At 61.6% G+C, this 21405-nt stretch carries 20 protein-coding genes; 7 read left to right on the top strand and 13 right to left on the bottom strand.

Annotated elements, in window-relative coordinates; translation table 11 throughout:
* The first annotated feature begins 8 nt into the window (after positions 1-8).
* Positions 9-983, top strand: coding sequence for an alpha/beta hydrolase (locus tag NKH37_RS00245; RefSeq protein WP_353006134.1), 975 nt, complete (start codon positions 9-11; stop codon positions 981-983).
* A gap of 102 nt (positions 984-1085) precedes the next feature.
* On the opposite strand, the gene NKH37_RS00240 is transcribed toward NKH37_RS00245, so the two are convergent.
* Positions 1086-2504: a DEAD/DEAH box helicase gene (locus tag NKH37_RS00240; protein ID WP_023717542.1), complete on the bottom strand. Its 1419-nt coding sequence runs from the start codon at positions 2502-2504 to the stop codon at positions 1086-1088.
* 387 nt (positions 2505-2891) lie between these two features.
* Between NKH37_RS00240 and NKH37_RS00235 the strand changes: the two genes are divergently transcribed.
* The 3 genes from NKH37_RS00235 to NKH37_RS00225 are packed head-to-tail and all read left to right on the top strand — an operon-like array spanning position 2892 to position 5503.
* Positions 2892-4424: an acyl-CoA carboxylase subunit beta gene (locus NKH37_RS00235; RefSeq protein WP_353040717.1), complete on the top strand. Its 1533-nt coding sequence runs from the start codon at positions 2892-2894 to the stop codon at positions 4422-4424.
* A gap of 7 nt (positions 4425-4431) precedes the next feature.
* Positions 4432-5316, top strand: a complete 885-nt coding sequence (locus NKH37_RS00230) for a M48 family metallopeptidase (protein ID WP_023717540.1) — start codon at positions 4432-4434, stop codon at positions 5314-5316.
* Positions 5285-5503, top strand: a complete 219-nt coding sequence (locus NKH37_RS00225; RefSeq protein ID WP_156948022.1) for a hypothetical protein — start codon at positions 5285-5287, stop codon at positions 5501-5503. The genes NKH37_RS00230 and NKH37_RS00225 overlap by 32 nt, the downstream gene beginning before the upstream one ends.
* Positions 5504-5546: 43 nt before the next feature.
* Here NKH37_RS00225 and NKH37_RS00220 read toward each other — a convergent pair whose 3' ends face one another.
* The gene (locus tag NKH37_RS00220) at positions 5547-7553 is read right to left on the bottom strand and encodes a hypothetical protein (protein WP_353006136.1); all 2007 of its coding nucleotides are present in this window, start codon (positions 7551-7553) and stop codon (positions 5547-5549) included.
* Positions 7550-9100: a bifunctional ADP-dependent NAD(P)H-hydrate dehydratase/NAD(P)H-hydrate epimerase gene (locus NKH37_RS00215; RefSeq protein WP_023717538.1), complete on the bottom strand. Its 1551-nt coding sequence runs from the start codon at positions 9098-9100 to the stop codon at positions 7550-7552. Before NKH37_RS00215 ends, NKH37_RS00220 begins: the two co-directional genes overlap by 4 nt.
* A 364-nt stretch (positions 9101-9464) precedes the next feature.
* Here NKH37_RS00215 and NKH37_RS00210 point away from each other — a divergent pair, with 364 nt between their 5' ends.
* Positions 9465-9803 (top strand): P-II family nitrogen regulator, encoded by a 339-nt coding sequence (locus NKH37_RS00210; protein ID WP_019857988.1) that lies wholly within the window; start codon positions 9465-9467, stop codon positions 9801-9803.
* A gap of 54 nt (positions 9804-9857) precedes the next feature.
* On the top strand, positions 9858-11267 hold the full coding sequence (gene glnA / locus NKH37_RS00205; RefSeq protein ID WP_023717536.1) for a type I glutamate--ammonia ligase: 1410 nt from the start codon (positions 9858-9860) through the stop codon (positions 11265-11267).
* Between the two features lie 117 nt (positions 11268-11384).
* Here glnA and NKH37_RS00200 read toward each other — a convergent pair whose 3' ends face one another.
* Positions 11385-12425: a glutamine synthetase beta-grasp domain-containing protein gene (locus NKH37_RS00200; RefSeq protein ID WP_023717535.1), complete on the bottom strand. Its 1041-nt coding sequence runs from the start codon at positions 12423-12425 to the stop codon at positions 11385-11387.
* Between the two features lie 317 nt (positions 12426-12742).
* Here NKH37_RS00200 and NKH37_RS00195 point away from each other — a divergent pair, with 317 nt between their 5' ends.
* The gene (locus NKH37_RS00195; RefSeq protein ID WP_031193555.1) at positions 12743-12937 is read left to right on the top strand and encodes a DUF2735 domain-containing protein; all 195 of its coding nucleotides are present in this window, start codon (positions 12743-12745) and stop codon (positions 12935-12937) included.
* A gap of 89 nt (positions 12938-13026) precedes the next feature.
* Here the strand turns inward: NKH37_RS00195 and NKH37_RS00190 are convergent, their stop codons facing one another.
* The 9 genes from NKH37_RS00190 to NKH37_RS00150 form a co-directional block, all read right to left on the bottom strand.
* Entirely contained in the window at positions 13027-14916 is a 1890-nt protein-coding gene (locus NKH37_RS00190) for an MFS transporter (RefSeq protein WP_352791625.1), read from the bottom strand.
* A gap of 185 nt (positions 14917-15101) precedes the next feature.
* Positions 15102-15893 (bottom strand): ATP12 family chaperone protein, encoded by a 792-nt coding sequence (locus tag NKH37_RS00185; RefSeq protein ID WP_023717533.1) that lies wholly within the window; start codon positions 15891-15893, stop codon positions 15102-15104.
* Positions 15894-15895: 2 nt separating this feature from the next.
* On the bottom strand, positions 15896-16753 hold the full coding sequence (locus NKH37_RS00180) for a DMT family transporter (protein WP_084642491.1): 858 nt from the start codon (positions 16751-16753) through the stop codon (positions 15896-15898).
* A gap of 68 nt (positions 16754-16821) precedes the next feature.
* The gene (locus NKH37_RS00175) at positions 16822-17802 is read right to left on the bottom strand and encodes an RluA family pseudouridine synthase (RefSeq protein ID WP_023717531.1); all 981 of its coding nucleotides are present in this window, start codon (positions 17800-17802) and stop codon (positions 16822-16824) included.
* 62 nt (positions 17803-17864) lie between these two features.
* Positions 17865-18203: a DUF190 domain-containing protein gene (locus NKH37_RS00170; protein WP_023717530.1), complete on the bottom strand. Its 339-nt coding sequence runs from the start codon at positions 18201-18203 to the stop codon at positions 17865-17867.
* A complete protein-coding gene (gene crcB / locus NKH37_RS00165) occupies positions 18200-18655 on the bottom strand; it encodes a fluoride efflux transporter CrcB (RefSeq protein ID WP_051409627.1) in 456 nt (151 codons plus the stop codon). Before crcB (NKH37_RS00165) ends, NKH37_RS00170 begins: the two co-directional genes overlap by 4 nt.
* Positions 18656-18684: 29 nt before the next feature.
* Complete coding sequence (gene crcB / locus NKH37_RS00160) at positions 18685-19071, bottom strand: fluoride efflux transporter CrcB (RefSeq protein ID WP_031193553.1); 387 nt, start codon at positions 19069-19071, stop codon at positions 18685-18687.
* Between the two features lie 31 nt (positions 19072-19102).
* On the bottom strand, positions 19103-19933 hold the full coding sequence (locus NKH37_RS00155; RefSeq protein ID WP_023717527.1) for an aspartyl/asparaginyl beta-hydroxylase domain-containing protein: 831 nt from the start codon (positions 19931-19933) through the stop codon (positions 19103-19105).
* 135 nt (positions 19934-20068) lie between these two features.
* Entirely contained in the window at positions 20069-21379 is a 1311-nt protein-coding gene (locus tag NKH37_RS00150; RefSeq protein WP_353006137.1) for a replication-associated recombination protein A, read from the bottom strand.
* Positions 21380-21405: the final 26 nt, after the last annotated feature.

The following is a 21405-nucleotide window of genomic DNA, read 5'->3' as shown; positions in this document are numbered from 1 at the left end:
GATCCGTGATGGGGCGACGGATCATGTTTGCGGTGCTGGGTCTTGTCCTCATCCTTGTCCTGGCCTTGGCGCTTGGTCCGCGCGTCCTCGTCGAAACCACAATCCGTTTCGATCCCTCAGTAATCGGCGACGATCCGCAGGCCTATCTGGCGCGCCAGGAGGCGGCCGTGCCCGGCATCCGCGACGGGCTGGACAAGGAAATCATCTGGGCCGACCCGATGGTCCATGCCAAGACGCCATTTGCGATCGTTTACATCCACGGCTTTTCTGCGTCGAAGGGCGAGATTCGTCCATTGCCCGACGAGGTGGCCGACCAGCTTGACGCCAATCTTTTCTACACGCGCCTGACGGGGCATGGGCAGGACGGCGCCGCGATGACGCAAGGCAGCGTCAGCGCCTGGATCAACGACTACGAGGAAGCGCTCGCCATCGGCCGGGCGATCGGCGACAAGGTTATCGTCATAGGCACCTCGACCGGCGGCTCGCTGGCGGCGTGGGCTGCGACGCAGCCAAGCGCATCGAACAGCGTCGCGGCGATCGCATTCATCTCGCCGAATTTCGGCGTCAAGGCTTCCGGCGCCGAATTGCTGACCCTACCGTGGGGCAGACAGATCGCCGAGCTCGTCGCCGGCAAGGAGCGTGGCTTCGTGCCGCGCAACGCTCTGCATGAAAGGTTCTGGACCTACCGCTACCCGATCGCCGCGACATTGCCCATGGCGGCGCTGACAGAGCTTGCCTACGGCGCGCCGGTGGAGAAGACGTCCATCCCTGCCCTGTTCATCTTTTCGGATTCGGACAAGGTGGTACGACCAGATCGCACCCGCGAAATCGCCGCTCGCTGGGGCGCCGCATATGAATTGGTGCCGGTCGACGATACCGGCGACCCCGACAACCACGTGATTGCTGGTGACGCGCTGTCGCCATCGACCACGGCTTTCCTGGCGCAGCGGATTGTTGTGTGGGTCGAGGCGGTGGTGAAGTAAACCAAAGGCCTCAAAGCAAAAGGGCGACCGGAGCATCACTCCGGTCGCCCTTTTCAATCGTGAGTGACCAAGCCAAGCTTGGCCGACCGCAACACGGTCAGGTTATGCGGCCCGCGCTGCCGGCCGCTTACCGCCGAAGCGGCGCTTGTTGTTGCCCTTGAAGGGCTTGGCGCCTTCCGGCTTGCGCTCGCCCGCAAAGGCTGGCTTGTCGCCGAACCGCTTCTTGCCGAAGCCGTTGTTTGCGCCGCCGGGCCGCCTGCCGTCGCGACGGCCATTGTGGTCGTTGCGATCATTGGCCGGTTCGAAACTGCGCTCGTTCTTCTCGGCGGGATTGCGCTGCGGATCGGGGCTGCCGAGATGGTCGGCAACGATCGGCAGCTTGGTGCGGATGATGCGCTCGACCTGGCGCAGCTTGCTGTTTTCGGACGGGTCGCAGAGCGTGATGGCGATGCCGTCCATGCCGTTGCGGCCGGTGCGGCCGATGCGGTGGACATAGCTCTCCGCCTCGTCCGGCAGGTCGAAATTCACCACATGGCTAATGCCCGGCACGTCGATGCCGCGTGCCGCAATGTCGGTCGCCACGAGAATGCGCACCGAACCCTCGCGGAAATCGTTGAGTGCCTTCTGGCGAGCGTTCTGCGACTTGTTGCCGTGGATGACGGCGGCCTTGAAGCCGTCACGCTCGAGATCCTTTGTCACCCTGTCGGCGCCATGCTTGGTGCGCGAAAAGATGATGACGGACTTCATCGCCTCGTCGGCAAGCATGTTGGCCAGCACCTGACGCTTCTGCTTGGTGCGGGCAAAGACGACGCCCTGCACGATCTCGGCGGCCGCGGTGCTGTGAGGAGCGACTTCGACGCGAATCGGGTTCTTCAGCAGGCCTTTCGCCAGTTCGGCGATTTCGGCCGGCATGGTTGCCGAGAACAGCACCGTCTGACGGTCCGGCGCCGTCGCCCTGGCGATGCGCTTGACGTCGTTGATGAAGCCCATGTCGAGCATGCGGTCGCCTTCATCCAGCACCAGCCATTTGGTGTCGGCAAGCACGAGGTCGCCTTCACGCACCAGGTCTGTCAACCGGCCGGGGGTTGCGATCAGGATGTCGACGCCGGGCGCAACCTTCTTCACCTGGCTGAAGCGCGAGACGCCGCCAAGCACCAGCGCTGTCGAGACATGCGCGCCCTTGGCAAGCAGCTTGATCATCTCCTCGATCTGCACGGCGAGTTCGCGCGTCGGCGCCAGGATCAGTGCGCGGGCTGTCTTCGGCCGGCGCTTGGTGCCAAGTGCGATGATCTTCGACAGGATCGGCAGCGCGAACGCCGCCGTCTTGCCCGAGCCGGTCTGGGCGATGCCGAAAATGTCGCGGCCTTCGAGCTGCGGCGGGATCGCCTGGGCCTGGATCGGCTTCGGATCGGTAAAGCCGGCGGCATTCGTGGCCTTGAGCAGTGCGCCGGTAATTCCAAGTGCGGCGAAACCGTTCAGTTCCCCAGCGTCCTTACCGGTCAAAGTGTTTTCATTGGTCAAAATATTCTTCTTTCATGCGGCTCCTGGCCGCAAACATCAATGGCGGCAGGGCGCAACCTGCCGTCGAAAATTGTCATGAAACGACAAGGCGGGCGGACGTTATCGTCCGCACGGCAGCGCTGTCGTGCCCGCAGGCATCATGCCACGGGGCTTTTTCGCCACCTTGCCGATATGTCGGGAAGAGGGAAAACAGACGCAACCAGTCTCATTCATCGAGAAGGCCGGATTATCCCGGCCCAAGCGCCTATGCCGCCGCATATGGCCCAGTTCGCATCGAAATGCAAGGGGCCTGATGCTGCAGCGCAGCAAAAGCCATTAGGAAGCGGCGCTTGCGCTCTCCCCCAGGCATGATTACCACAATCAAGCTTTCCGTTTCGGGGACCGGTCATGAAGGACGTGCTGAAGGAACTCGAGCGCCGCCGCGAGGTCGCTCGCATGGGCGGCGGCCAGGCCCGCATCGACGCCCAGCACAAGAAGGGCAAGCTGACCGCCCGCGAACGCATAGACGTCTTTCTCGACGAGGGCTCGTTCGAGGAGTTCGACATGTATGTCGAGCACCGCTCGACCGATTTCGGCATGGAGAAAACCAAGATCGCCGGCGACGGCGTCGTTACCGGCTGGGGCACCGTCAACGGTCGCCCGGTCTATCTTTTCGCCAAGGATTTCACCGTGTTCGGCGGCTCGCTGTCCGAGGCGCATGCCGAAAAGGTGGTCAAGGTGCAGGAGATGGCACTGCGCAACCGCGCGCCGATCATCGGCCTCTACGACGCCGGCGGCGCCCGCATCCAGGAAGGCGTGGCGGCCCTCGGCGGCTATGCCGAGATCTTCCAGCGCAATGTACTGGCCTCCGGCGTCATTCCGCAGATTTCACTGATCATGGGCCCTTGCGCCGGCGGCGACGTCTATTCGCCGGCGATGACCGACTTCATCTTCATGGTCCGCGACACCTCCTATATGTTCGTCACCGGCCCGGATGTGGTGAAGACCGTCACCAATGAGACGGTCACCGCCGAAAGCCTCGGCGGCGCTTCCGTCCACACGACGAAGTCCTCGATCGCCGACGGAGCCTACGACAATGACGTCGAGGCGCTGCTGCAGATGCGCCGGCTGGTCGATCTGCTGCCCGCCTCCAACACGGCGGAAATTCCCGAGATCGAATGCTACCAATCGGTCACCGATCACGATCTGTCGCTCGACCGGCTGATTCCCGACAATGCCAACAAACCTTATGACATCAAAGAGTTGATCCTTAAAGTTTCCGACGAGGGTGACTTCTTCGAGATCCAGCAGAATTTTGCGAAAAACATCGTCACCGGCTTCGGCCGTGTCGAAGGCCGCACAGTCGGCGTCGTGGCCAACCAGCCGATGGTGCTGGCCGGCGTGCTCGATTCGGATGCCAGCCGCAAGGCCGCGCGTTTCGTGCGCTTCTGCGACTGCTTCTCGATCCCGATCGTCACCTTCGTCGACGTGCCGGGCTTCCTGCCCGGCACCGCGCAGGAATATGGCGGGTTGATCAAGCACGGCGCCAAGCTTCTGTTCGCCTATGCCGAAGCGACCGTGCCAAAGATCACCGTCATCACCAGAAAGGCCTATGGCGGCGCCTATGATGTCATGGCGTCAAAACATCTGCGCGGCGATATGAACTATGCCTGGCCAACGGCGCAGATTGCGGTGATGGGCGCCAGGGGCGCGGTCGAGATCATCTATCGCAAGGACATCGGCGACGCGGAGAAAATTGCAGCACACACAAAGGCTTACGAGGATCGCTTTCTATCGCCCTTCGTTGCCGCCGAGCGCGGCTATGTCGACGAGGTGATCATGCCGCATTCGACCCGCCGCCGCATCGCCCGCGCGCTCAGGATGCTGCGCAACAAGGATATGCAAAACCCTTGGAAGAAACACGACAACATCCCGCTGTGAGGGGCTGATGTCGCGCCTGGTCCTCTACATGGGAGCGCGTTTCGGCAGATTTGCCATCCTGCTCTTCGCTCTCCCGCTGTTCTGCCCAATAGTCCTGTGGTTCTGGCTCCTCGATTGGCATCCGCTCGCCGTCATCGCGACTGGTGCTGTTGCAATCCCGGCCGCGATGCTGGCCATCGTTCTGTTGATCGGAACATTGTTCGCCGGTTTTCGACCCAGCAAGGTCAAGGGGATTACTCGGGAATCAGCCCCGAAGCTGTGGGCTGTCTGGGAGAGTATTGCCGGCAAACACCGCGCCAGCCGAACGAGGATCATCCTGAGCGACGATCTCAACGCCAGCGTCGGTGAAGAGCGGCCGTTTCTAGGCTTGCTTGGTCGCAGGCCGATTCTCACCATCGGCCTGCCATTGCTCGCAGCGACCGACCAAAAGGCATTTGCGGCGATCTTGGCTCATGAGGACGCCCATCTGAAAAACAAAGATACAAATGGCGGACTCAACCTGGCCGAACTCGAGAAAAGCTTCGATCTAATCTTCGACTTCGCTCCTCCGGGGAAAACCGTTTCAGGCAGCCTGTTCTACTGGATGCTTGGTCCGCTGTCGCGCACTCTGGAGCGCGAAGAAATACGGTTGTCGCGACGAGCGGAAATTGACGCAGATCGCCATGCAGCGACGTCCGGCGACGCACATGATGCGGCCCGCGCCCTGCTTCTGATCGGTGCCGCCAGTGCGTTCTTCGATGATCAAGTCTATAGCCCGCTCCAGCGTGAACTGCTTGGCGCCATGGCTCCGCCCCGTCCACCACTCGAAAGGGTCCTGGCGGCCGCCGCTCACTTGTCGAGACTTCCCATTCTGCAGGAGTATGCTCAAAAAGGCGTGGGACGCGCGAGATAACGAAAGTGCGGACCATCCGCCCTGGTCCGAACGTCTGATTGCTCTTGGATTTAGCTCGGCTCCAGAGATAGAACCAATTCTGGTTTCTGCCTTGTCGAGCCTGCTGAGCGATGCGTTCGTCGCCGAACGCGTCCGCCATTTCGACGGCGAATGGACATCGAACATCGCCGACGACCTCGATCGATAGCTATCCACCTGGAACTACTGCGGCCAATGCCTCAGTCGGTGGCCTATTCCTCTTCCGCAGCACCGAACCCGGCCCCCATCGTCGCGCGGGCAGCGCCCGACCACGGCGTGGCGTGATTGTCGATGCGCATCTGGAAGATAAAATAGGTCGGCGAGCAGAAGCCGATGCCTTTCACCTTGCCGATGCCGGGCGTATCGGGTGGCAGCGACTGGCACATGTAATCCTCGCGGCAGAAATGGTCGGCCGAGCAGGCAGGACGATTGCCGCGATTGACGGCACCGCCCAGGCACTGGTCGAAATTATTGGTCGCTACGCAGGTGTCGAATTTTTTGCCGCCGACCAACCCGCAAATCTCGTTCGGCATCGGTTTGCCCGTCTTGAAGGCGGCAAAGCTGCGATCCCGGTCGTCGCAGCCGCGATAGGCAATCCCCGCCGGCACACCGATCTTCGGCGGCCGGCAGGTGTAGGCGGCGCGCGAAATGCTTGGCGCGAACGCCGCGAACTGGCCGGTGATGGTATAGCGGTCATTGAAAGGCTGTTCCGGGTTGCTGGCGATCGAGCCGGTCAGGCATGGATGGCCGGAAAACATGTTTTCGCTGTCCTTGGGCAGCAGGCATTGCGCCAGCTTGGTGCGCACGCCGGACACGGTCGCCAGCGGCGTGCAGACGGTGCCGCCGCCGCATTGCCAAGTCGCGCCAAAGCGGGCCGCATCCGCCGGCATCAGGCACGGCATCGCCATCTCGGCCGGCGAATAGGCGATCTGTCCAGCATCGCTCCATGTCGCCGGCGGCGCGAAGGACAGCGGGCGGAAGCGGTTCGGTTCCTTGCCGTCGGCAGTCGCGTGCAGCCAGGCGACGCGACGCGGGATGTCGGCGTGGAGATGCGGCGAGATGCCGACCTCGATGCGGTTGAGCGGCGAGGTCGTCTTGTCATCGAGGCCGATGAAATGGAAACCGGCGGTCGAGCCCGCCTGATGGCAGCCTTGGCAGGCGCCGTTGTCCAGCCGCTCGACCAATGCCTCTGGCGTGCGCACCAGCTTCAGCGCAGAGAAATCGAGCCCTTCGAAATCCGCGGGCTGGAACAGCGGCGTGAACGGGTGGTTGGCCTGCCTTGCGCTGCCGAAGGTCGACCACGAAATGACCTTCCTTGCCAAAAACTCATCGGGGATTTGGTAGACGCCGAGATCGACCGCCGCAACATTGGTGCGGACATAGTCGGCAAGTCTTGCTTTCAGCGCGGCGTCTTCGGCAAGACGTGCCATGTCGGGCGTGTTTTCCAGCGGCTTTTCGCTGACAGCCGTTCCGTCGATGCCGAAAATTCGCATGAGATAGGCAGCCTGCCCGCCGAATTCGGTCTCCTGGCCGGAGGGGAAGCGGACCACTTGCGCATTGAGCTCGAGCTGCTTGAAGGTGAGCGCCGCTCTTTCCAGCGGCCCGCCGGTCAGCCAGCCGGCATCGACGCTCTCGTCGAGCTGTGGTGCCCAGCGTCCGGCGACGCCGACACAGCCGCCATCGACATCCGGCGTGGCATTGTAGACGGCACTGAAATTGAACGGCAGGCGCGAGGCCAAAACCTTGCCGCTCTTCTTGAAGCTGTAGGCGAGGCGATAGATGAAGCGCACTTCGCCGCAACTCCCGTCGCCTTTCAGCGCGGCGAAGTCGCGCCGGTCGAGCCGGTTGACCACGCCGACGAGGCGGAAGCGCGCTGCGTCGGTCCTCAGCCAGCGTATGTCCATGACACGGCCAACATTGCCGTCGGTCACCTCGTACAGCGGCCGGCCGCCGGCCTTCATCTCGGTCCGCAATGCTGCGACGTCGCTTGCAATCGTTTCGACGATCGCGTGGTAAGCCGGCGCCTTGTCATAAAGCGTCTTCAAATCGCCCTTGCCGTCGACGCCGAAAATGCCGGCGAAGCCAAAGCCCTTGGCATCGAGAGCAGCAAGTACCGCTGGATCATCGACGATGGTCACCGGCTGCTCAGCGGCATTCGCCGACAGTGTCGCCAAAGCGGCCATGACGAGCGTGGTGAAAAGGAGTGCAATGCGTCTCATCGAAGGTCCGGCTGGCTTTCGATCAATTCCCGCAGCACTGGCACCAGAGCCGACGGTAGATCCTCGGCGATCAAGCCGGGCCCGAAACGACGGCCGGCCTCGGCGTGGATCCAGACCGCCGCGCAGGCAGCCTGGAAGGCCGCCATGCCTTGCGCCAGCAATCCGGCCGCGATCCCCGACAGAACGTCACCAGAGCCAGCCGTGGCCAGCCACGGCGCACCGTTGGCATTGATCGCGGCCCTGCCGTCGGGCGCCGCGATCACCGTGTCGGCACCCTTGTAGACGACAATGGCATTGGCGCGCTTTGCTGCTTCGCGCGCCTTGGTCACTTTGGACTGTTTTTTGTTCCCAGCGATATCTGGAAAAAGCCTGGCGAATTCACCCTCATGTGGCGTCAGCACCAGTGCCGGCGACCATGTCTGACGCGCTGCGTCGAACAGTGCCTGAGGCTGAAGCGCCAACGAGGTGATGGCGTCGGCATCCAGAACGATGGCACTGGCGTGAATTTCAGGCGTAGCCGCTGATGCGCGGGTCAGATCCGCGATCGCCGCAATCAACTGCAATGCGAAATCGCCGACCTTGGGTTTCGGCCCGAGCCCCGGTCCGAACACCAGCGCCTCGGGATGCCGCGCCACGAGGAATTCCTGCACCTCTTCGAGCGAGCCGGCCTCGCGCAGCATGATCGAGGTCAGATGCGCGGCGTTCACCTGCATGGCGTTTCCAGGTGAAAGCACAGTTACTGCCCCTGCCCCACTGCGAGCCGCGGCCATGGCCGACAACCTCGCTGCGCCCGTCGCACTCGGTCCGCCGGAAAAGACAGCAACATGGCCACGCTTGTATTTATGCGAATCGACAGCCGTTCTCGGGTAGTACCATCGCAGCCAAAGTTCCGGTGTGTTCTCGAACGCCGTGACCTTGAGCTGATCGATGATCCCATCCGGAATGCCGATATCGGCGACGATGATCTCGCCGCACAGCTCGCGCCCCGGCATCAGCAGATGGCCTGGCTTTTTCCGCACGAAAGTCACCGTGACCTCGGCCTGGAAGCGAGCGTTAGTCAAGCCGGTCTCGCCTGACACACCCGAAGGCAAATCGATCGAGACCACCGGGACGCGCTCAGCGCTGCTCAAGCCTGAGACGGCCAACGCATGCATCGAAATGTCCTTGGACAGTCCCGCGCCGTAGAGTGCGTCCACGACCACTTCACCCGCTTCCGGGTAGCAATGGCCAATGTGTTCCACGGGCAAGTTGCAGGCATCAGAGGCCAACGCGGCATCGCTTCCGGGTTTCTGCTTGCCTTCGGCCCATACGGCAACGTTCATGCCGGCCTCTGCCAACAACCGCGCCACGACATAGCCGTCGCCGCCATTGTTGCCGGGGCCGCACAGGACATGGACGCGTCTCGCCTGGGGATAGCGCGCCAGGACGACGGCAGCGACCGCTTCGCCGGCGCGCCGCATGAGGCCGAAGCCATCGAGTGGCCCGGCCGCAATCGCCAGCCGATCGGCCTCGGCCATTTCAGACGGAGACAAAAGTTCGTTGCTCATGGAATATCAGGCGACATGCACATCATTTCCCCAAGCATTGTCCAGTTTTTGATCCGACGCAAACAACGAAGGTCCCTAAGCAAAGTTGGCGGCGTACCTCGTTCGGGACGACGGCGCGCAGCTGCTCATGAAATATCCGATCTGCCCAATTTTTGTGCGGACGGCAGGACCGGCGGTGTGTAGGCTCGCGGTGTTCATGGCGCATCCGACGCAGCGAATGATGCGAATGTACATTCCTGCGCGGCATGGTATCCAAATCATGTGAGGCTGCTCGGCGCCCCATCAATTGGCACAGTTCGTGCTTGATTGAAGCGCAAGCGGGGCTCACAACCCGTCTTTTTTGGCAGTGGAGGCCACTTTTTACATGAAAAAGATCGAAGCGATCATCAAGCCGTTCAAGCTAGACGAAGTGAAAGAAGCGCTTCAGGAGGCCGGGCTGCAAGGTATCACCGTTACCGAGGCCAAAGGGTTTGGCCGCCAGAAGGGCCATACCGAGCTTTATCGCGGTGCCGAATATGTCGTCGACTTCCTGCCGAAGGTGAAAATCGAGGTCGTGCTCGGCGACGATGCGGTCGAAGCCGCGATCGAAGCCATCCGCAAGGCGGCCCAGACCGGTCGCATTGGCGACGGCAAGATCTTCGTCTCCAACATTGAGGAAGTCGTGCGCATCCGCACCGGCGAAACCGGCATGGACGCGGTCTGAATTTTCCCGTTAAAAGGCCATGTTCAAAACGTCATCACATAGGGAAGCAGGGACATGACGACAGCCAAAGACATCATGAAGCAGATCAAGGACAACGACGTGAAGTTCGTCGATCTGCGCTTCACCGATCCGAAGGGCAAACTGCAGCACGTTACGATGGATGTCGTCGAGGTCGAGGAAGACATGTTTGCCGATGGTGTCATGTTCGACGGTTCCTCGATCGCCGGCTGGAAGGCGATCAACGAGTCCGACATGGTGCTGATGCCCGATCCCGATACGGTGCATATGGACCCGTTCTTCGCTCAGTCGACCATGGTCATCCTGTGCGACATCCTCGACCCGATCTCGGGAGAATCCTACAACCGCGACCCGCGCGGCACCGCCAAAAAGGCCGAGGCCTACATGAAGGCGGAAGGCATCGGCGACCAGATCTTCGTCGGTCCTGAAGCCGAGTTCTTCGTGTTCGACGACGTCAAGTACAAGGCCGATCCCTATAATACCGGCTTCCGGCTGGATTCGACCGAATTGCCGTCCAATGACGACACCGATTACGAGACGGGTAACCTCGGCCACCGGCCGCGCATCAAGGGCGGCTATTTCCCGGTGCCGCCGATCGATTCGGCACAGGACATGCGCTCGGAAATGCTCACCGTGCTCGCCGAGATGGGCGTGCGCGTCGAAAAGCACCACCATGAAGTGGCCGCCGCCCAGCACGAGCTCGGGATCAAGTTCGACACGCTGGTCCGCAACGCCGACAAGATGCTGATCTACAAATACGTCGTGCACCAGGTCGCCAATGCGTATGGCAAGACGGCCACTTTCATGCCGAAGCCGGTATTCGGCGACAATGGCTCTGGCATGCACGTCCACCAGTCGATCTGGAAGGAAGGCAAGCCGACCTTCGCCGGCAACGAATATGCCGGCCTGTCCGAGAGCTGCCTGTTCTACATCGGTGGTATCATCAAGCATGCCAAGGCGATCAACGCCTTCACCAACCCGCTGACCAACTCCTACAAGCGCCTGGTACCCGGCTATGAAGCGCCGGTGCTGCTCGCCTATTCGGCACGCAACCGCTCGGCCTCGTGCCGTATTCCGTTCGGCTCGTCGCCGAAGGCCAAGCGCGTCGAGGTCCGCTTCCCCGATCCGGGCGCGAACCCCTATCTTGCCTTCGCCGCCATGCTGATGGCCGGCCTCGACGGCATCAAGAACAAGATCCACCCGGGACAGCCGATGGACAAGGATCTCTACGACCTTCCGCCGAAGGAATTGAAGAAGATCCCGACCGTCTGCGGCTCGCTGCGCGAAGCCCTGCAGAGCCTCGACAAGGACCGCGGCTTCCTGAAGGCCGGCGGCGTCTTCGACGACGACCAGATCGACAGCTACATCGAGCTTAAGATGGCCGAGGTGATGCGCTTCGAAATGACCCCGCATCCGGTCGAATACGATATGTACTATTCGGTCTGATCTGGATCGTTGCAGCCAACAAAAAAACCCCGGCGGAGACGCCGGGGTTTTTTTTATTGCGATGCGATCGGAGAGAACGTCACGGCGCAGACCTGAGGTCTACGCCGGGACGAATGTTCAAGCCGCGGCCGAAACCTCGGCGCTGGTCGGGACGGAGGCGATCGTCTTCAATATCTGCGAGGCAATCTGGTAGGGGTCGCCCTGCGAGTTCGGACGGCGATCCTCGAGATAGCCCTTGTAGCCGTTGTTGATGAAGGAGTGCGGCACACGGATCGAGGCGCCGCGGTCGGCGATGCCGTAGCTGAACCTGTTCCACGGCGCGGTCTCGTGCTTGCCGGTCAAACGCTTGTCGTTGTCCGGACCGTAGACGGCGATGTGATCCATCAGGTTCTTGTCGAAAGCCGCCATCAGCGCTTCGAAATACGCCTTGCCGCCGACTTCTCGCATATAGGCGGTCGAGAAGTTGGCATGCATGCCGGAGCCGTTCCAGTCGGTATCGCCGAGCGGCTTGCAGTGATATTCGATGTCGATGCCGTATTTCTCGGTCAGGCGCTGCATCAGATAGCGTGCCATCCACATCTGGTCGGCGGCCTTCTTGGAGCCCTTGCCGAAAATCTGGAATTCCCACTGGCCTTTGGCCACTTCGGCGTTGATGCCTTCATGGTTGATGCCGGCGGCGAGGCAAAGGTCGAGATGCTCCTCGACGATCTGCCTGGCGACGGAGCCGACATTGCTGTAGCCGACGCCGGTGTAGTACGGGCCTTGCGGCGCCGGATAGCCACTCTCGGGGAAGCCGAGCGGGCGGCCGTCCTTGTAGAAGAAATACTCCTGCTCGAAGCCAAACCAGGCACCCTCGTCGTCGAGGATGGTGGCGCGCTTGTTGGATGCATGCGGCGTCACGCCGTCCGGCATCATGACCTCGCACATGACGAGCGCGCCATTGGTGCGGGCGGGATCCGGATAGACGGCGACCGGCTTCAAAACGCAGTCGGAGCTGTGGCCCTCGGCCTGCATGGTCGAAGAACCGTCGAAGCCCCACAGCGGAAGCTGGTCGAGCGTCGGAAACTCGGCATAGTCCTTGACCTGCGTCTTTCCGCGAAGATTGGGAACCGGGGTGTATCCATCGAGCCAAATGTACTCGAGCTTGTATTTCGTCATTCTAGCCTCTCGTTGCTTGATCACCGAACCCTGGATGGCGCCGGGGCGAGCCGGCCTATCCAGCAGCCGACCTGCCGACTGTTAAAATGCAATTCGTGTGCCATTTGGCTGGCGACGGGTGCGGCAAAAGCGATGTAGTGTCGGCGCAAAATTGCTGAGCCGTCGTAATTGTGCGATCGGATCGCTCACAAGCATAGTTTGCATAAATATTGTGCAGCTACTGATCTTTTTATAATCATGTTGCCTAATTCGATTGCGAAACCTATCTTGGGGAAAGGTTGAATCGGCAAGGTTGTGCCGAAGAAAGGAAACCGACAATGGAAATCACTTCCACTCCTCAGTCGGCCAAAATCCTGATGTTCCCGGTGGCAGCGCGCGCTTCTGCCTCAAATTTAAGCGGAAAGGCTAAGTTCGCAGCAGAGCTTGCTTCTTTGCGCAACCGAACGGATTTCGGAAGTGCCTGGTATCATGAGGCAGCGATCGAAGAAGCGAAAAACGATCGGAAGAGCTGAGCCTCCCCATCTCTCGTCTCCCTCCGATGAATCGCAAAGCCCGGCGCGATCGCTCGCGCCGGGCTTTGCTTTGAATCGGGACAGGTCGGCTATTGCTTGGTATGCAGGTCTGTTCCGAGGGTATCCCTGATGAAGATCATGCCGATGACCAGCGACATCGCCGCGATCACCACCGGGTACCAGAGACCGTAGTAGATGTCGCCCTTGTAGGCGCTGAGCGCGAACACCGTCGCCGGCAGCAGCCCGCCGAACCAGCCATTGCCGATATGGTAGGGCAGCGACATTCCGGTGTAGCGGATGCGGGTCGGAAACATCTCGACCAGGATCGCGGCGATCGGCCCGTACACCATCGTGACGAAGATCACGAGGACGAACAGGACGGCGATCGTCATCGGCCAGTTGACCGCGGCCGGGTCGGCAAACATGGCAAAGGGACCGCCGCCCGGTATGGTGTAGACAGTGACCTCGGGGGCTCCCGCAGCCTCATCGGCAGTCAGCAGCTTGTCCTTGATCGCCTGGTCGGTCGGGACCGTCGCCTTGTCGCCGGAGCGGATCGCGGCCGTATCGAGCTTCAGCTCGGGATTGGCCGCAATGAAGGCCTCAAGCTTCTGGTCCGGCACCTTGGCCGCTGCCCGCTTCAGCGGATAGCCGCCGTCCCGAAGCGCTGTGTTTACCGCTTTGGCGAAAACGGCGTCCTTAGCCTTGGCTTGATCGCCGGCCGCAGTCGCGTCGTACGACTCAACTGTCTCGTTGCCGATTTTGACCGACGCTGCAGTGCCGGGGGCTGCCGTCGTTACCACGTCATAAGGCACTGAGTTCTTGGTCAAGAACGAGGTGGCGATATCGCAGGACGTCGTGAACTTCGCCGTGCCCACCGGATTGAACTGGAACTTGCAGTCGCCCGGTGCCGCGGTGACCGTCGCGCGCGTGTTTTGCTGCGCGGTGGCGAGCGCCGGGTTGGCTGCCCAGGTCAGCGCCTTGAACAACGGGAAAGTGCAGACGATCGCCAGTGCAAGGCCGGCCATGATGATCGGCTTGCGACCGATCTTGTCGGAGAGCCAGCCGAACACGACGAAAAAGATGGAGCCGACCGCCAGCGCGATTGCGATCATGATGTTGACCGACTGCGCGTCGACCTTGAGCACGTTGGTTAGGAAGAACAGCGCGTAGAACTGGCCATTGTACCAGACCACGGCCTGGCCGGCTGTGAGGCCGAGCAGTGCCAGCAGCGCAATCTTTGCGTTCTTCCATTGGCCGAAGGCTTCCGTCAATGGCGCCTTGGAGCCTTTGCCTTCGTCCTTCATGCGCTGGAAGGTCGGCGATTCAGAAAGCGACAGCCGGATCCATATCGAAATCCCGAGGAGCAGAAAGGAAACGATGAAAGGAATGCGCCAACCCCACGCGGCGTAGGTTTCCTTGGCCATCGACCCCTGGACGATCAGGATGACGACCAGCGACAGGAACAGGCCGAGCGTTGCCGTCGTCTGTATCCACGACGTGTAGTAGCCGCGGCGATCGTCGGGTGCGTGCTCGGCGACATAGGTCGCGGCACCGCCATACTCGCCACCGAGCGCCAGGCCTTGCAACATGCGCAAGATGATCAGGATCACGGGAGCGGCAATGCCCAAAGTCGCATAGCCAGGCAGCAAGCCGACCAGGAAGGTCGACAGGCCCATGATCGTCATCGTGACAAGGAAAGTGTATTTACGGCCGACAAGATCGCCGATGCGGCCGAACAGCAATGCGCCGAACGGACGCACGAGGAAGCCAGCGGCGAAAGCCAGCAGCGCGAAGATATTGCGCGTAGCTTCCGGGATGGTTGGGCTGAAAAAAGTCGAACCAATGAACACTGCCAACGAGCCGTAGAGATAAAAATCATACCATTCGAAAACGGTGCCGAGCGAGGAGGCGAAGATGACCTTCTTCTCCTCGCGCGTCATGCCGCGGCTTGTTTTGCCGGCGGTCGATGCCATTGCCATGAGTGTATCCTCCCGTGTGATTCCGTCGGTCCTCGATGCTGCGCGTCATCGTCCGCGTTTCCTCGGAACGCAGACTCAGTGCAGCCACCGGTGCAAAAAATGACAGAAAGCAGTGCCCAGAGGCAGACCGCCTTTGGGATTATGACTTTGGTCTAATGTGCAGTGCGAAATAGCGGGCGGTGCCGTCAGCCTTTGAGCGCTTCGAGCAGGCTGACTGCCGCCATCATGTCGCGCTTGCGGGCGGCGCGGCGGGCGACGGCCTCGGCATCATGGCCCCATTGCTCGGCCTGCCAGTCCTCGTCGACATGGCCGGCAGCCCAGGCCACCTCGCCGTCGAGCTCGCCGAAATCGACGGCCAGCGCCAGCAGCGCCGATCCGGTCAGCGAGGTCATGACGTGGATGGCAGCAAGGCGCAGCGGATCGGCACGTTGGGCTAGATGCTGGCCAAGCAGCGCGATACTCTCGCGCGGCTGCTCGACGTGGATCACGCCTTCGGCGAGCTGGAACCGGGCGCCGAGCGCGCTGCGCGCCCAGTCGATGACCGGATCCCAATGCTCGTTCTGCCGGTCGACCAACCCCTGTGGTGCATCGGCGCGGTAGCAGAGCATATCTGATGAGGCGAAACGCAGGATGTCCTCCAGCACCGCCTGGGGATCACTGGCGACCCCATCGATTGCCGTATTGACCAGACGCATCAACGGCATCGTTACCGGGTCGATGGTCTCCTCCTGTGCGGCGAATTCGTCCGCAATAAGAGCAGCCGCCTTTTCGGTCGGCAGCGCCAGCAGCGCCTTGGCGGGCGTGCGGACGGGCTTGCCATCGAGATGGACGGCAAAACCATCCTCGACCGGTGCCACCGCGACGGTCTTGTAGAAGCGTTTTGGCAGCGGCGTCTTCATCTGGATCTGGGCGCGACGCACCGGATCCGGATCGGAGAGCTGCTTTCCAGCTTCGAGGTCGTTCAAAATATCGCGCATGCTCATCCGGGGCTTTGTTTTCGGGCCGGCCGGTTGACGATGATAAGACCGGCGGCGATCAGGCCGAGTGCCAGAAAGATACGAACGGTCAACGGCTCGTTCAAGAACACGGCGCCGCAAAGCACGCCGAAGACCGGCGACAGGAAGGTGAAGCTCGACAGGCCAGATGCAGGGTAGCGCCGCAGCAGCCAGAACCACAGCACATAGGTGAAGGCGACAACGTAGACGGCCTGGAACAACAGCGCCAAGGTCGGCAGAAGGGTAAAGCTGCGGACGGGCGGCCCGGCAAAGGGCATCACCAAAATGCCGACGGCGGCGGCACCGGCCAGCTGATAGAGCAGCAGCTTTTCGGCGCTGGCCTCCACCAGTTTCGACCGCTTGATGACAATGTTGGTCACGGCCCACAGAATGCCGGCGCCGAGACTGAGCAGGTCGCCGCTCAACGTCTCGCCACCATTAGCGCTCAGTTTGTCGGAAAACACCGCGACCAGCCCGGCGAAAGCGAGCAGAAGCCCAACGAGCTTGCGTGCCGTGATGCTTTCGTCCAGCAGGAAATGGCCGCCGACCAGCATCCAGAACGGCATGGTGTTGACCAGCAAGGTGTTGCGCACGACGGTGGTGTGCTCGAGCCCGACATACAGAAACAGGAACTCGAGACCGAAAAGCGCGCCTGCCAGAATGCCGGCGACGAGAGTCTTGTCGGGCGTGAACAGCGCGATGCCGCGCCAGCGGCACCAGCCGAAAACACACAGGCCGCCGATCACCGAGCGGGCGATCGATAGGAAAACGGGATCGTAGCCGGCATAGGAGATCTTGGCGGCGACGTAGTTCAGGCCCCAGGAAAAGGTCAGCCCGACCATGATGGCGGCGGCCGCCAGATCGACCGCGTCACGGCGGTCGAGCGTATCTGTGGCGACGCCCACCGGCCCTAGTCCTCCGCGCTTGCGTCGTCGAAGCCGATCAGGTTCCAGCTCTGGCGCATGTGCGGCGGCATCGGCGCGGTGACGTCGACAAACCCCTTATCGGGATGCGGGATGACGATGCGGCGGGCGTGCAGATGCAGGCGGTTCTGCATGCCGCCGGGAAAATCCCAATTGGTGTCGGCCTCGAAATATTTGGGGTCGCCGATGATCGGGCAGCCGATATGCGCGGCATGGACACGAAGCTGGTGGGTGCGGCCGGTATACGGCTCCATCTCCAGCCAGGTCATCGTCTGTGCAGCCTGCTCGATGACACGGTAGTAGGACACGGCGTGGTCGGCACCCTTTTCGCCATGCTTGGCGATGCGCACGCGATCGCCGTCGGGCGTCGGTTCCTTGATCAACCAGGTCGAGATCTTGTCCTCGCGCTTCGGCGGCACACCCTTGACCAGCGCCCAGTAGGTTTTCTTCGTCTCACGCGCCCGGAACGCTTCGGCGAGCTTCATGGCGGCGAGCCTTGTACGGGCGACAACCAGAACACCCGACGTGTCGCGGTCGAGCCGGTGCACCAGACGCGGCTTCTCGCCCTTCTGGTTGCGCCAGGCTTCCAGCATGTCGTCGACATTGCGGGTGACCCCGGAGCCGCCTTGCACCGCCAGGCCGGCCGGCTTGTTGAAGACGAAGACCTTCGGGTCCTCATGGATCAGCATCTTGGCCAAGACATCGGCATCGCCCTGGTTGCGTATCGAATGGCCGGTGAGCGGGCTTTCGCCTTTCTTGTCCACTTCGAGCGGCGGCACACGCACCGTCTGGCCGGCTTCGACGCGTGTATCGGCCTTCACCCTGCCGCCGTCGACGCGGATCTGGCCGGAACGCAGCAGCTTCTGCAGATGACCGAAACCGAGACCGGGGAAATGGGTCTTGAACCAGCGGTCGAGCCGCATGCCCGCCTCACCGGTATCCACTGTGATCTGTTCAACGCCTGCCATGATTCCAATCGCCGTTTTGCGAACATGCAACGGCATTCGCCGGCACCCGCAATCTCACTCGGTTATTCGTTGTCGGTTCCATATTGCAGAACCTGAACTTTCTCCAGCGTGATCAAGCCACTTGTCATGATTGTTTCAAGCACGGGCAGAAAAGCGGCCAATTTTTCCTCGTCGTCGACGATCTCGATGACAAGGGGAAGGTCCTCCGAGAGACGGAGGATCTTCGTGGTGTGAAGTCGGCTGGAATGGCCAAATCCCATCGCCCCGCGCAGGACGGTCGCGCCGGCAATCTGCATTTCGCGGGCCTTCAGCACGATGACCTCATACAGCGGACGGCCATCTGCCCTGTCGTTTTCGCCGATAAATATGCGCAGCAATTGTGCCTGTGGTGGTATCTTCATTGCCTGGATCCTCTCAGCTGGTTGAGGCGCACTGCAAAGATGTGGCCAAGCCAGACGGCGGCAAGCCAGGCCACCACGGAGATCGCGATATTGAGTGCCGCCGCCACAAGCTTCCCGCTTTGCGCGAGGGTGAGTGTTTCAAGGCTGAAAGCGGAGAAGGTCGTCAGGCCACCGCAGAAGCCGGCCATGAAGAACTGGCGCTGCAGCGGACTGGCGAAGACGCGACCATCCGGTCCCGTCAATGTCGCATAGAAGCCGATGAGGAATGAGCCGACAATGTTGACGAGGAGCGTGCCGAAGGGAAATCCAGTGCCCCACCAGGCGGTGCTCGCCAATGAGGCGAGCGCCCGCAGCACGCCGCCGATCATGCTGCCAGCGGTCACGGTCGCATAGATACGAACCGTTTGGCTCGTTCGGCGCGAGCCAATGAGGCGCGCCGCACGCCCCGCCATCCCGTCGGAGCGGAGCTTCTGCGGGCCGCTCATGGCGCCCCGCTGCCAATCAGAAGACTTCCCGCGGCAAAGCCCAGCGTCACGCCGCCGAGGCTCAGGAAAACCGAAAGCAGCACATTTCCGCCGGCGCGCAGCCATTCGCCCTCACGCGCCAGCGCCAGCGTCTGCAGGCTGAATGAAGAGACCGTGGTGTAGCAGCCGAGGCCGCCGGTGACGACAAAGGCCCAAAGGGCAGGCATGCCGTCGCGCGCCACGGCATGCGCAACGACGCCGATTGCAAACGCCCCCGACACATTGACGACCATCGTGCCCCAAGGAAAGGTCTCGCCGACCCGGCGGGCGACGAAGCCGGACAGGAAGAAGCGGGCCATTGCACCGATCGCGCCACCAAGACAGACAAGCAACAGATGATACATCGTGCTCCCTCGCGCCAGTTACGCTACGGTGTCAGGCAGCTCCGACCTTCTTCGGCTTGCTGGAGGCGATCATCTTCCAGTTCTTGTAGAACATGGCATTGATGCGCTCGACGCTGACCGAAACAATGGCGAGGAGCGTCGAGATCAGACCGGGAAACGGCGATGGGCGAATGATGTCCATGAACACGCAGTAGCGGCGCCCGTCATACTCGTTGACCGAGCGATGAAGCAGCGTGTCGTCGAAGATGAACAGCGGGTTCTCGTGCCAGTAATTCTTGGCGTTGCCACACTGGACGAACACTTCCGATTTCACCGGGATGAGGTTGTAGAGAATGCGCAGGCTGAGCCGGAGCGGGCCAAAGTGCCAGGAAGTCGATTCCCTGCCGCTGAACACAGAGACGGCAATCGTCTTGATGTATTTGAAATCCTTGTTGAATTCGGCGACGTTGTCTATTTTGTGCTTGCCATACCACTGATAGACATACATGCCGCGCCGGCCGCTGCCGAAATTGGCGTCGATGTCGGCGATGATCTCGTCCTTGCGTGCCTTGAAGACATCCAGGACCTCGTTGACCTCGCGCTGGTAGTCCGGAGGAAACTGGTCCAATTTCCAGACACCGCGGTTTCTATAGCACAGCAGATCCACCAGCAGATTGAAGGGCGAAAGCAGCCAGGTGAAGATGCCGTTGCCCAGGAAATAACCACTGAACAGCGCCCAATTCTTGTTGTCGTTGCGCAACACGTCGATCAGGCCGAGGACGATGAAAATCGTCGTCAGAATGGGAATGACATAGAAGCCGAGCGCCAGCAGCGGAATGGCTATGGCGAACTTCCGAAGGGTTTTGCGGGATTTTTTTGTCATTTTTCCACGCGCCAGGCGCGATTCCGTTCTGAATATCGTCGGTACGTTTCTGGCCTGCCGCCGGCCGAAGGCGCATCTTGATAGGGTTTTTTATCCCACCAGACAACGCCGATCACACCAGTGTGCGACTGGCAGCTACTTTTCCCGCTCGCTGCGCAGCTTCGCCCAATAGTCCAGCCGCTTCCTGATATCGCGCTCGAAGCCGCGCTCGGGCGGATCGTAGAATGTCTGCCTTCCCATCTTCTCAGGAAAATAGTCCTGGCCGGAAAAAGCGTCGGGCTCGTCGTGGTCGTAGCGATAGCCGGCGCCGTAATCTTCCTGTTTCATCAGCTTGGTCGGCGCATTGAGAATGTGCTTGGGCGGCAGCAGCGAACCGAATTCCTTGGCCGCCTGTGTGGCGGCCTTGAATGCGGTATAGACTGCATTGGATTTCTGCGCGGTAGCGAGATAGACGGTAGCCTCGGCGAAGGCCAGTTCGCCCTCGGGCGAGCCCAGATAGTCGTAGGCGTCCTTGGCGGCGTTGGCGACGACGAGTGCCTGCGGGTCGGCCAGCCCGATATCCTCCATCGCCATGCGCACCAACCGGCGCCCGAGATAGAGCGGATCCTCGCCGGCGTCGAACATGCGGGCCAGATAGTAGAGTGCCGCGTCGGGGTCGGAGCCGCGCACCGATTTGTGCAAGGCGGAGATCAAATTGTAATGGCCGTCCTGGCCCTTGTCGTAGATCGGCGCGCGGCGCTGGACGATGCGCTGTAAGGCCTCGGCGCCAAACACTTCACCTGATTTGGCGGCACGCCAGACCTCTTCGGCCAGTGTCAGCGCCGCGCGGCCGTCGCCGTCGCTCATGCGGATGAGCATCGCCCGCGCCTCGTCATCGAGCGGCAGCGCCCTGCCCTCTGCCTCCTCGGCCCGCGCCAGGAGCTTGGCGATGCTGTCCTCGCCGAGCGAGTGAAAGACCAGGACGCGTGCGCGCGACAACAGCGCGGCGTTAAGCTCGAAGGACGGGTTCTCCGTGGTGGCGCCGACCAGCACGACGGTGCCGTCTTCCATCACGGGCAGAAAACTGTCCTGCTGGGCGCGGTTGAAGCGATGGATCTCGTCGACGAACAGCAGTGTCTGGCGGCCGTTGGAGCGGCGCAGCTTCGCTGCCTCGAACACTTTCTTCAGGTCGGCAACGCCGGAAAACACGGCCGAGATCTGTTCGAAAGCGAGGCTTGTCTCGCCGGCAAGCAGCCGTGCGACCGTGGTCTTGCCGGTGCCGGGCGGGCCCCAGAAGATCATCGAGCCGAGCGAGCCGGAGCCGATCAGCCGCGTCAGCGCGCCGTCGGGACCGGTCAGATGCTCCTGGCCGACGACCTCGCCGAGGTTCTTCGGGCGCAGACGGTCGGCCAGCGGCCTGCCGGGCGGCGTCTTTTCCGGTTCATCGACACTGAACAGATCGGCCATGCAACTTCTTCTGCCTGGAGCCCGAC

The sequence above is a fragment of the Mesorhizobium sp. M1217 genome (genome assembly GCF_040318275.1).
Lineage (GTDB): Bacteria > Pseudomonadota > Alphaproteobacteria > Rhizobiales > Rhizobiaceae > Mesorhizobium.
This window is presented reverse-complemented; position numbering and strand designations above follow the sequence as displayed.